11 protein-coding genes and 1 other RNA gene are annotated in these 11,969 nt (G+C 40.4%); 2 read left to right on the top strand and 10 right to left on the bottom strand.

Annotated features, from left to right (window positions below; translation table 11 throughout):
* Positions 1-129, top strand: a transfer-messenger RNA (tmRNA) gene (ssrA, locus tag ABI367_RS02955); the annotation flags it as partial.
* A gap of 205 nt (positions 130-334) precedes the next feature.
* Here ssrA and ABI367_RS02950 read toward each other — a convergent pair.
* The 10 genes from ABI367_RS02950 to ABI367_RS02905 form a co-directional block, all read right to left on the bottom strand.
* A complete protein-coding gene (locus tag ABI367_RS02950) occupies positions 335-2,872 on the bottom strand; it encodes an adenosylcobalamin-dependent ribonucleoside-diphosphate reductase (RefSeq protein WP_462231986.1) in 2,538 nt (845 codons plus the stop codon).
* An 81-nt stretch (positions 2,873-2,953) separates the two neighbouring features.
* The gene (hemA, locus tag ABI367_RS02945) at positions 2,954-4,213 is read right to left on the bottom strand and encodes a glutamyl-tRNA reductase (protein ID WP_462231984.1); all 1,260 of its coding nucleotides are present in this window, start codon (positions 4,211-4,213) and stop codon (positions 2,954-2,956) included.
* A gap of 128 nt (positions 4,214-4,341) precedes the next feature.
* A complete protein-coding gene (locus ABI367_RS02940; RefSeq protein WP_462231982.1) occupies positions 4,342-5,214 on the bottom strand; it encodes a hypothetical protein in 873 nt (290 codons plus the stop codon).
* Positions 5,198-6,505 carry an NrfD/PsrC family molybdoenzyme membrane anchor subunit gene (gene nrfD, locus ABI367_RS02935; RefSeq protein ID WP_462231980.1) on the bottom strand — a complete coding sequence of 436 codons (1,308 nt, stop codon included), beginning with the start codon at positions 6,503-6,505 and terminating at the stop codon, positions 5,198-5,200. Before nrfD ends, ABI367_RS02940 begins: the two co-directional genes overlap by 17 nt.
* Before the next feature lie 14 nt (positions 6,506-6,519).
* Positions 6,520-7,446 carry a 4Fe-4S dicluster domain-containing protein gene (locus ABI367_RS02930; RefSeq protein WP_462231978.1) on the bottom strand — a complete coding sequence of 309 codons (927 nt, stop codon included), beginning with the start codon at positions 7,444-7,446 and terminating at the stop codon, positions 6,520-6,522.
* A 28-nt stretch (positions 7,447-7,474) separates the two neighbouring features.
* Positions 7,475-7,720, bottom strand: a complete 246-nt coding sequence (locus tag ABI367_RS02925) for a hypothetical protein (protein ID WP_462231976.1) — start codon at positions 7,718-7,720, stop codon at positions 7,475-7,477.
* A gap of 189 nt (positions 7,721-7,909) precedes the next feature.
* Entirely contained in the window at positions 7,910-8,317 is a 408-nt protein-coding gene (locus ABI367_RS02920; RefSeq protein WP_462231974.1) for a c-type cytochrome, read from the bottom strand.
* A 41-nt stretch (positions 8,318-8,358) separates the two neighbouring features.
* The gene (locus ABI367_RS02915; protein ID WP_462258007.1) at positions 8,359-9,192 is read right to left on the bottom strand and encodes a DUF5777 family beta-barrel protein; all 834 of its coding nucleotides are present in this window, start codon (positions 9,190-9,192) and stop codon (positions 8,359-8,361) included.
* Between the two features lie 103 nt (positions 9,193-9,295).
* Positions 9,296-9,694 carry a hypothetical protein gene (locus ABI367_RS02910; RefSeq protein WP_462231970.1) on the bottom strand — a complete coding sequence of 133 codons (399 nt, stop codon included), beginning with the start codon at positions 9,692-9,694 and terminating at the stop codon, positions 9,296-9,298.
* A gap of 37 nt (positions 9,695-9,731) precedes the next feature.
* Entirely contained in the window at positions 9,732-11,075 is a 1,344-nt protein-coding gene (locus ABI367_RS02905) for an ethylbenzene dehydrogenase-related protein (protein WP_462231968.1), read from the bottom strand.
* A 319-nt stretch (positions 11,076-11,394) separates the two neighbouring features.
* Here ABI367_RS02905 and ABI367_RS02900 point away from each other — a divergent pair.
* Positions 11,395-11,969: hypothetical protein (locus tag ABI367_RS02900; RefSeq protein WP_462231966.1), on the top strand; the 575-nt coding region annotated here is incomplete at its 3' end.

The following is an 11,969-nucleotide window of genomic DNA, read 5'->3' as shown; positions in this document are numbered from 1 at the left end:
CACCTAAGGAAGACGGTACAGGTAAGCGGCTGACCTTCCCCTTCCCTACAATTAAACAGCAGATAAGCATGTAGAAAGCTTACCTTATACCATGTTTGGACGAGGGTTCGAATCCCTCCGGCTCCACATTAAATACAAACGGCTGCCCTGATAAGGGCAGCCGTTTGTATTTAATGTGAACTTGTGGTTTGAGAACCAGGAAAAGAGGGTTCGAACTTTCTCTTGAGCGGAATTGTGTTTGGGCTGCGCAAGCGAAAAAGCCCTCCGGGTCCACAAAATAAAGAAGCCTACCCAATATGCTGATGAAGACTAGTAACTAAAAGTTATTATTATTCTACCCACATTTTGAACACCCGCAATCTTTACACGTTAAACAGCCTTCCTGATACTGTAAATTAGTTGAATTACAATTCTGGCACTGCTGTTTGGTTGTTATAGTGCCATTAGGTATGTATTTTTTTAAGGCCCGGGCAACTCCATTTTTCCACGTGTTTATTGCTTCATCTAACTGTAAACTATTAATAAGCTCAACCACCTTTTCAATTGGCATACCATGACGCAGGGTGCTCGAAATTAATTTGGCATAGTTCCAATACTCTGGATTAAATTTATAAGACAATCCCTCAATAGTTGTCTTATGCCCGTGTTTATTTTGATATTGAAAGTCATAGCGCGATGCTCCATCCACGTCACGGTTTTTTATTATAGCACCGTTATTAACCCATCTTGGAATCAATATACCATCCTCGTCATCAGCAAAACCTGTGAAAATCTCATACGGTTTGCCATCCAGCAATCCGATAAAAGCTATCCACTTATCCCTATTGTTTTGAAATCGTACAACATCTGCTTCAAGTACAGGCGGTCTGTTTGTCTGAAATATTGTGCCCGTAGCTTGTTCGGTGGTGGGGTCGGTATTGGCGATCAGCACACCAGAACGTGATCCATCCCTGTAAACGGTTACTCCCTTACAGCCGGCCTTCCATGCAGCCAAATATAATTCGCCAACCACTTTTTCGGTTACATCGGCAGGCATATTTATCGTGACACTTATTGAATGATCTATCCATTTCTGTATGGCACCCTGCATCTGTACTTTTTTAAGATAATCAACATCATTTGCAGTTGCTTTATAATAGGGTGACAGTTTTACCAGGGTGTCAAGCTCTTTTTGTGAATAATTTTTAGTTAAATCGTGTCCGTTCACTTCCATCCATTGCCTAAAACGATGGTGAAACACAACATATTCTTCCCATGAGTCTCCAACTTCATCAACAAAATCAACCCGTGCGTCTTTGTCATTTGGGTTAACTTTCCTTCGTCGCTTATAAACCGGCATAAAAACAGGTTCTATCCCGGAACTGGTTTGCGACATTAAGCTGGTGGTACCTGTAGGCGCTATGGTTAACAAAGCAATATTGCGCCGTCCATGTTCCACCATTTCATAATATAGCTGTGCATCTGCCTCCCTTAGACGCAGGATAAAGGGATTATTTTTTTCTAAATCAGCGTTATAAATGGCAAAAGGTCCGCGTTCTTTTGCGGTGGTTACCGATGCCCGGTATGCCTCTATTGCAATAGTTTTATGAACTTCTACCGCAAATGCAGACCCTTCGTCACTGCCATAACGTAAGTTCATCGCGGCAAGCATGTCACCTTCTGCAGTTATTCCAATGCCGGTTCTTCTGCCTTCGTTTGCTTTGGTGCGGATATTTAACCACAAGGTAGTTTCGGTAAACTTCAATTCGGCATCTTCCGGGTCAGTTTCTATTTTTTCCAGTATAGCATCTATTTTTTCCAATTCAAGGTCTATAATGTCATCCATAATGCGCTGAGCAGCATGGATATGCTTTTTAAATAATTCCCAATTAAATTCAGCATTTGCCGTGAAAGGGTTTTCAACATAGCTAAATAGGTTGATAGCCAATAGGCGGCAGGAATCGTACGGACAAAGTGGTATCTCGCCACATGGGTTGGTAGATATGGTTTGATAACCAAAACTTGCATAACAATCCGGCAACGATTCGTTAATAATGGTGTCCCAAAATAATATACCTGGTTCGGCAGATTGCCAGGCGTTATGAACAATCTTCTTCCAAAGGACCGAAGGATCCATTTTCTTGGTATAAATCGGCGTTTTGCTGTTGACGGGGAATTGTTGCTGATAAGCTTGCCCGCTTTCTACGGCGTGCATAAACTCATTATCAATTCGAACCGAGATATTGGCGCCGGTTACTTTACCTTGTGCCAGCTTTGCGTCTATAAAATCTTCCGAGTCGGGGTGTTTAATAGCAATAGAAAGCATGAGGGCGCCCCGCCTTCCGTCTTGCGCTACCTCACGCGTTGAGTTTGAGAAACGTTCCATAAAAGGCACCAAACCGGTAGAGGTTAATGCCGAATTTTTTACGGGCGAACCTTTTGGCCGTATATGCGAAAGATCGTGCCCCACTCCACCTCGCCGTTTCATTAACTGAACCTGTTCTTGGTCAATTTTCATGATCCCACCATACGAATCGGAATCACCATTGTTGCCAATTACAAAACAGTTAGAAAGAGAAGCGATTTGATACGGGTTGCCAATTCCGGTCATGGGGCTCCCTTGCGGTATAATATACTTAAAGTCGCGGATCAGTTCAAAGATATCAGCTTCCGACAGCGGATTTGGATAACGTTGTTCAATACGTGCCAATTCAGCCGAGATCCTATGGTGCATATCATCGGGTGTGCTTTCGTAAATATTACCGTACGAGTCTTTAAGCGCATATTTGTTTACCCATACCCTTGCCGCCAAATCATCTCCATTAAAATAAATAAGCGATTTTTCGTAAGCTTCTTCAGAGGAAAAAGTGATTGGCGGGGTTGCTACTTTCATTTAGAGAACAAATTATTATGACAGCTGATTTACTTCATTTACATAGGGTAATTAAAAATTTTCGCTACAACAATTATATCACTAACAAACCATACCAATAAATTCATTTATAGCTTGAATGTAGTGACAGCCACCCTCATTACGGTTATGCATTTTACCTGCAACGCCATTAATTATGGTTTGTATAAGCTGCTTATTAGCTCGTAAAACATTAGACGGGTCATCCGTGGTCGCACGGCCGACTGTATTAAGTAAAGCTATCTCGTTAAGCTTCAATTTTATACTATTTAAAATGGGAGCGTTTTTGCGCATTCTATGCCATTTTATAAAATCATCTATATAATCGTTAATAATAGCTATAGCTTTTGGACTTTCCATTTTGCGTCGCTGAAGTGTAAGATCATTTATTTTGGAAAGTTCATCTACATTTACCACACGGAGACTTGAAAGGTTACTCACTGATTCTTCTACATTGTGTGGGATTGCCAGGTCAATAATCAACTTATTACCACCCCCACCCAATTGCTTACTTAATATTATGGGTTGTTCGGCATTTGTAGCTGTTATGATAATGTCTGCAGAAGACACATAACTATCCAATTCATCTATTGAAGCATAATTTATATTAAGCTCTGAGGCTAGCCTGGCTGCCTTTTCTTCAGTACGGTTAATAACTGTGATTTTATGCGTGCCTAAATAATCCACCAAATTTTTGCAAGTATTGCGCCCTATCTTTCCGGCTCCCAATACAAGAATGTTTTTGCTAACAATTGCCGTTGTGTGGCTTTTAATATACTGTGAGGCAGCAAACGACACCGATACGGTACCGTCACTTAATGTCGTTTCGTTTTTTATTTTTTTTGACGCCTGAAGCACGTCATTAAATAAACGTTCTAAAAACGAGTTGATAAATTTCTGTTCTTTAGCAAATTTAACCGCCTGCTTTAGCTGTCCAACAATTTCATAATCGCCTAATAACTGTGAATCTAAACCTGCTCCCACATGAAATAAATGTTCTATTGCATTTTTGCCTGCTTTGATATACGCCATACGGGCAAATTCTGCGGTGCTACCTTTTGTTTGGGTGCAAAGTAAATTAATAAGCTGTTCTGCAGTTTCGGCAAAACCATAAATTTCAGTACGGTTACATGTAGAAAGAATAAATAACGAGGTGACCCCAAAAGAAGGGGCGATAGTAAGAATGCTTTCATACTGCTCGTTTCCAATGGCAAACATCCCTCTTACTGAGGCATCTGTTTTCTTGTAATTAATACCTACAGCAAAAAAGGAATTTATATTACACGGTATGGTTGAATTGATAAAAGTTGTATTTGCGGCCATATATATTATCCGTAGCGTTATAGGTTTTAATTTGTTAGCAACACCAATTTTAATGCTTAGCAAATATTATATAATTAGCTAAAATTGGGCATGACAGGTGTCAGCTACAATAATGACCTGTATCATATTTACGCTCCAAGACGTTTTATTTTAAATACATTGAACACCAGGTAAGCCAATATTATCCAAACTGCCAACATAATAGAATAAGCAATTAGCTGCAACCAAATGGGCGCTTTATCTCTGGTAGCAAAAAGGGTCCGTTCGTTAAACTTATTAACGGCAGTAAATTTTGCACCCCACGGCACTGTTTTCTCTATGGATAAATTTCCGTATTGATCGTTATCCTCAATTTTTGCTATCAATACAATGTTACCTTTTGCATCGCCGGGAATAGTATCTCTTTTAAAGTCAGCAGCCACGGTTCCGGTCGAATCTGTAGTAAAAGTAGGGGTTTCATTAACTGGCAAGTCGCCGCCTAATCGTTTAACTGCTATCTTTAGCTCTACTCCTTTTACCGGCGTCCAGGTAGTATCTTTCATTTCAAAAACAGATGCAGTTATACTTTTGCCGTCAGTAGTACTGATCAGTATTTTAGCTTTGCCTACTGTCAGGTCACCTTTTGCAGGTTCATATTTTTTATTTCCGTCAAATGAGGCCAGGAAGGTATGTTTAACCGAAGTATTCCATTGCTTTTTTAATGACGGTGGGATAAATGCTGTTGCTTCACCTTGTTCGTTAGTAACCACCTTACCTATAGTGGTTCCGACAGAATCCTTATCTAAAAACAATGTCATTGGTATGCCCGCTACCGTCTGAAACCGGCCATCAACCTTAGTCTTTACCCTAACCATTACATAAGGTACCTGATTGTTGGTGATAAAATAATTAACGCCCAAGCTCAAATCGCCTTTGGCAGGTGCCTGCGCAAACCCGTGGCCACCTGCTAAAAGGTAGGCTGTTGCTATTATTACATAAAATATTTTATTCAACGGTTTCATGTTGCTCGGTTATAGTTTCTTGGATAGGAATTATAGGAAATATTCTGGCAAGGATGGTTATAATAAGTAAGGCACCCGCTAACGATCCCATAGTGATTGCCCATTCTTCCCAACTTGGGAAATAATGGTGATAGCTTTCAGGAACATCGTGCATAGGCAAGAAAGGGTGCAATAAGGTTGGCGTAACAATTAGGTATCGTTTAAACCATGCGCCAACTACTATCATAATACCTGCAATAAAAACAGGCAATGGTTTTCGACCCTTTTTAAACAATAATACAACGGTCGGTATGATCATCCCCGTTAAAATAGCGAACCAGAATAGCAGGGCAAAATCTCCTGAAAAAAGACCATTTAAATAAGCCGACTCCGATTCTTTCATTTTAAAAAACGGTGTTAAAAACTCATTAATATTGAAATAGAGATATAACATAGCCAGTAAAACCAATACCCGTCCCATTTTTTCGAAATGATTTTCGGTAATGTATTTCTCTAAATGATAAGCTTTTCTAAAAACGTACATGGCAACTACAACAGCCCCTGCGCCCACTAAAAAGGCACCTGCAATAAAATATGCACCAAAATTAGTACTGTCCCAACCCGGGCGATAGGTGGTAGCAAACAACCATGAAGTAACCGTGTGAATAGTAAATGCAACCGGTATAATAGCTATACAAAGAATGTTTATTGCTTTTTCACTCAGTTTAATTTGTTCGGGGGTGTTTTTCCAGAAAGAGCCAATAAAATTATAGAAAGCGTAAAGCCTTTTATTAGTACCTGCTTTAAAACGAAGCAGTATTTGTATATCAGGCAATAGTGGATAATAAAGCAACAAAAGACTAATAAAGAAATAAGTAGTAATTACAATTACATCCCATATAATGGGCGATTGGATGCGTCCATGAGTAAATAAATTATAAAAACGCTCGGGGCTACCCATATCAACTATAATAATGAGTGAAGCAAAAATTATTGCTGCAACCGCAATTATCTCGGCTATACGTGTAAGTGGCGATCCCCATTTTACGCCGGCTAACCTAAACACTGCTGTTATTAATGAGCCAACTAAACTTATTGCTACAAAAAACACAAAATTTGATATGTAAATACCCCATGACACATAATCGCGCATGGAGGTGACGATCAATCCATATCTTAACTGGCGATAATATGCGTAAGCCCCCACTAAACAAATTGCCACTAACACCGCCACCCATATTTTGCCTGCTTTTCCAAATTTTTGCGGTAGCAGGTCTTTTATTATCTTTTCATCTAATACTAAATTTTCCATCAATTGCCGATTTATTATTTGTTCTGTAGCTTATCATTTTCAAGGCCCGATTCAAAAGGGAAATTCCTTGCAACCGGTGGCAGGTAATAAACGCTTGGTTTAGTACCTAAATCTTCCATTAAGCGATACCCTGCCTTGTCTCTTATCAGATCGCTGAAGCGAAACGTTTCTGCGCCGTTGGTAACCGTATCCTCATTCATATCGCCAAATGCAAAAACCCCGTTAGGGCATGCTGATACGCAATGTGGTAACATACCTTCCCTGGTCATGTCAGCACAAAAATCACATTTACTAACTGTGCCTTTTTTTTGCGGAATACTTGTTTCGCACGAATATGGCTGAGCGGCAATTGCCGGCGAAATTTCCGGCTCTCCCCAATTAAAAACACGTGCCGAGTACGGACAGGCAGCCATACAAAAACGGCAGCCAATACAACGATCGCTGTCAATCAGTACCAAGCCATCCTGCCGTTTAAAAGTGGCGTCTACCGGGCAAACTTTCACGCATGGCGGTTCATCGCAATGCATACAGGTAGTTGGTTCCCAATACGGCGCGGTATGTTCCGCTTCCTGCATTGGTTCCACTTTTATCCAGTTCTCGCCGGGGTTTAACTCGTGCGCGTGATTACATGCCGATTGGCATTTTTTTAAATTCTTACATCTGGACAGATCAATTACCATTACAAATTTCTTGCCCGGTATGCCTATCCTTGCCTCGGTATTGGTAACCGGGGGTAAATGTGGTACGGGCTTTAAAAAAGCTTCGTCAACTTCTATAATTTCACCATCTACCGATAATAGTTTTACCTTTTTTCCCGAAGCAACAGCCTGTTCTTCAGCTCCTGATTCAAATGGATCTTTAGGTGTGCACGATGTAGCGGCGCCTGCAATGAGTAACCCGGTTAATAGGAAGTCACGTCGCGAATTAGTTTCTTGATTCATAATTGTAGTTATGTTAGTGCGTTGCCCGTTATTTATTTATCCAATTTTGAAGGTCGCTGTTGGTAGCTTTTTTTCGTGCAGAAGTAATTAATGCCGCGTCTACCTCAACCAGTTTGCCGTCCTGCGTAAGCATTTTTACGGTCTTGCCTTTAACTGCTGCTTTTTTATTTAGAAAGGGAAATTTTAAGGCCGAGCCGGCTGCTACTAAAAGTGATAATACACCTACTCCCCACATAAACTTTCTCCTGGACGGTTGATTGTTATTATTTTCCATTTTTTTTATCGATGATCACCTTGTTTTTATAGAGGGGGTGATGCGTAAATGTATAGGTTTATTGAAGGGCGGGGAATGATTTACAGCAGTAAAACAGGTGATAAGTATCACAATTTTTATGATGCCGCTCCAAAAACATCTTTAGTTAAAACAATAAGACCCGTACAATGACGGGCCCTATTGATCTGATTATTTTTTTAATGTGCGAACAAAATTTACCAGGTTCCAAATATCCTCCTGATCAGGAATTTTCTTTTTGAAACTTGGCATATCATCACGCCCTTCAGATATTTTAAAGGCGAGCGAACCATCGGATTGCGATTGTAATGCGGCTTTTGACAGGTCTTGAGGCTGTGTTTTTAATTGTGCAGATTTACTACCATCGCCCAAACCGGTTTTTCCGTGGCATGATGAGCAATGCATATTCCATAAGGCTTTACCCGCTGCAATAGATTCGCCGTTTGATTTTACGGTGTTAGGCATTTTTGCATTTTTATCGGGCACCGGCCATGGCTTTGGCTGCTGATCAATTGTAAATGCAACGCTTGCAACACCCGTTGCTAAAACAGCTGCTGTTAAAATTAAATTGATTTTCATATTATTTCATTTTTAGTTAGATTGAGTGTATAATTAGTTTATTAAAAGTTCCATAATCTTGAAATGTTAAACCCAATTAAGAACTGGCGCTTTTTAAAGTCGTTTTGATTATACACATTATTATTTTGTGGTATTAACGAACTATAGTTGCCGAAAAAGATTTCAAAATCATGCCCGCTTGTTTTCATTTCTATACCAAAACTGATATTTGGATGAGGATTATTTGCCGGATTTTGAGTGATAGGCTGATCGTAATTAGCGATTATCGCCGTTCCGTCAGATATCTTGTATCTGCCTGAAGCTGCAATAGAAACATTGTCGTTTTTTAATATCGGCATTACTTGTCCCGCGTCATTCAAATAGCCTTCCAGATTATTGAAGTGTGAAATACTGGGACTTACCTGTACTGAAAGCTTTTCGCTTATTTTCCTGGCAACTATAAGCTGATAAAAATAGCTGAAACGATCTGACGTTGTTACAAATAAGGTTGTATTGTCCTTTTTTCGGGTGTCGGCCGCCATGTTTCCAAAATAGGTTACACTAACGGGCATGGAACCGTCTTTGGTTTGTTTTAAAATGGCATATTTAATATTAACATCAACCTGCATTCTTTCGTTTGTTGCACCAAACCCTATTTGCAGGTCCTTAATGGGTACGTAACTGGCGCCAAGCATCATATTTGCACTTGCAAAAATGCCGAACAGATCTTGAGTGCCTTTTTCTGTTGACCCAAACCTGTGTTGAATATCAAATTCCAAAGTTCCCTTTATAGGCACCATTACGGTTTGATTGTCTATGATATAATTACCTTCAAACGTATTTTTTGTGTACGATTTCTTTTTTACGCTTCCTACCGCTGTTGTATCCTGTGCCATAACGACGCCATAGTAGCAGAAAAGCAACATTGTTAAAATGACTACCCGTGCACAACGGTTATTTAATGGCGTATGATTGTTTGATTTTTTCATGGGTTATTTTTTAATTGTTTTTTGCCCCTTGTTTTATCCAGGCGAGCACCAACGCGTTGATATTTGACGGATTATTAGCACTGCCTGCCGGCATGGCCACGGCCCGCTTGCCGGTTAGCCACAAATACAATTCGCTGTTTGCCGGGGTTGCAGCATTTACAAGGTTGGTGTTTTGTATCGCATCGTAGGCAGTTGTAACCGAAAGGTTTGGAGCAACCGAGCCACTATGACAACCACTTGTAGCGCAATTTTTTGTGAACAGCGGAACCAGGTCTTTAGAGAAACTTACTGGTGTGGTTATTTCTGGAGTATTATCAATACTCACGGTGGTGTTTTTTGTACAACCGTTCATAACCAGTATTAAGTTACCTATTAACAGCAGTCCTATCGCAATTATTTTTTTTGACATGATCTTAAATTTTATAGGTTGAAAGAACTGTCAAAAATTATTTTTGAAAGGTTAGTAACAAGTTTGGCTGGATCCCGTGTTGATTATTTGATTTGTTCCAGATTGCTACACCAAATACCTGGTCCTGCAAGCTTGAAAAATCAATATCCTGTTTTAAAACATCGGCTGTTTTTAGCAAGCGTTTGTACTCAATTACCCAACCTGAACCGGTATAAACTGCTCCGCCGGCAATATCAGCCCTGCCACCAACTAAAGGCGACCCGATATAACTTGGAAAACATTTCGGACCAATCCCGCCGGTTACCGGGTCGCCTATGCGCTGGTAATCTGTACCAACGGTAGGATCAACGGAGCCGCCATTGTAAGTTAATACACCTGTAGAGTTAACGCCGGTAATTTTAACAGCTTTGCCAGATAATGTATCCGAAGCAAGTATATAATAGCTGTTAGCAGCATTAGGTATTATCCACATGGGCACGCTTACAGAAGCACCTGTTCCATCTAATTTGAGCGTTTGTTTATTGTTTAATGAACCCTGAGCAGGAGTTGCTGTATAAGTTGGTGCGAAGGGGAACGTAGCCGAAGCGCCCGAAACCACAATACCGTCCACATGGCGGCCATTGCCGCTGCCACCTACTAAGCTGGTTACACCCGGGCCGCCTGCCCAATCCTGATAATTATCGTCTATTTGGTTAAAAAGCAAATCTTTACTTAAATGGCCCCACCACATGTCAATTTTTTCGCTGGCTCCGTTTGTGTAGTGGTTGCCGTTGTTAGCATTTGATTTTAATACCGCCGGTGTTACTGAATAATCCAGATACGGCGTAAAAATGTGGCAGCTTGCATAGCAGGTTTGGGTTAAAAACTTTGGGGTCGAGTTATCGATGTTCCAAAGCATGGCAAACTTATCTTCGCCCCAGCCATCACGTGTTAAAACACCATTTGCATCAAAGGTTTTGCTGCTCGGCTCCTGCGCCCAACCAGTTTTTCCGGTAACATTAGCGACTGGGTTAAAGTACCAGGGGCTTATATTTACGCTTTTTGTTGCGTCGGCATATTCCAATAAAAAGTAAATGTATTTATCATCATACATAGATCTTAATGTAGCCGGGTACGACTGTCCGTTATAACCGGTAAACAGTCCATTGCCCGGATCGGGCACTGTTGGGTTGATAGCCATTTTAGTTGCCTTATCCCAAATGCCGTCAATTACCCCGTCAATCGTCGGAGCAACCGTGGTTTTATAGGATACCAATGTAGTTGAGCTTAAAGCAGAACCGCCAATAATTACCTGATCTTTTTTAGTGCAGCTTACAACATAGCCTATTAAGCATATGGCAGTGGCGATCACCCAGAATTTTTTGTCTTGAATTAGTTTCATATTTAAGAGATTTAGAGTAAAATATTATACTTTTCTCGAGGGCTAAATTACCCCTGATAAAACCGCTAAAACATGACTACTGTCACTATTATATGTGATGCTACGGTGGGGTTACACCCATATTGAATATCAAGTCCACTCCCACCGGGGTTAACACAACTTAACACATTTTAGGTTAATTTTACACTTATATTATTGATAATCAATTGTTTAACAAAAAAATGTTGAAAAATGTGTTAACCATCATTTTTATGATATTTCTTTATTAATAAAGATTTTTCTGTATATTTATACAGTTTTTAAAGAAATTTATATAAATATGGAAAAACCTGCACGTGTTAAACCCGGCATTATAACCAAACACGGTAAACAAAAAGTTGAGCAATTGCTTAAACAGGATAAGATAACCTTAAACGATATTGAAGACCTGACCAAGCCCGAAAGAGCGTACCTGGGCGATACCTGTACCGAAATTTTAGAGCAATTAACCGGCAGTCGGCGCGAAGCTTTTTTAGCCCAGATAGAACATATTATGGCGCCCGAAAGCAAAAGCGATGCCTGGGAATATAACCACCTCACCATTAGCGAAGCCATAGCCAATTTTATGCAGCAACACGGCTTTATGCCTACCAAAAGCGCCATTGCCACCCAAACCGGTTTATGCCGGCAAACCGTTGCCAAACATTTTAACGAATACAAAAAACGCCCCGAGTTTGCCGAACAAACCGAGCAGTTTAAATTTATGGCCCCGCAGGTATTGGCCAACGTGTTTAAGTTTGCCCTTAAGGGCGATATGCGGGCCGCCAGGCTATATTTTGAAATGATTGGCGCCAAAACCAGGTACACCCATAACCTATTACCCGGCACCCAAAACAACTACATACAAATTAACAA

Source organism: Mucilaginibacter sp., from assembly GCF_039935595.1.
GTDB lineage: Bacteria > Bacteroidota > Bacteroidia > Sphingobacteriales > Sphingobacteriaceae > Mucilaginibacter.
Note: the sequence above shows the minus strand (reverse complement) of the source record. Positions and strands in the feature narration are given on the sequence as shown.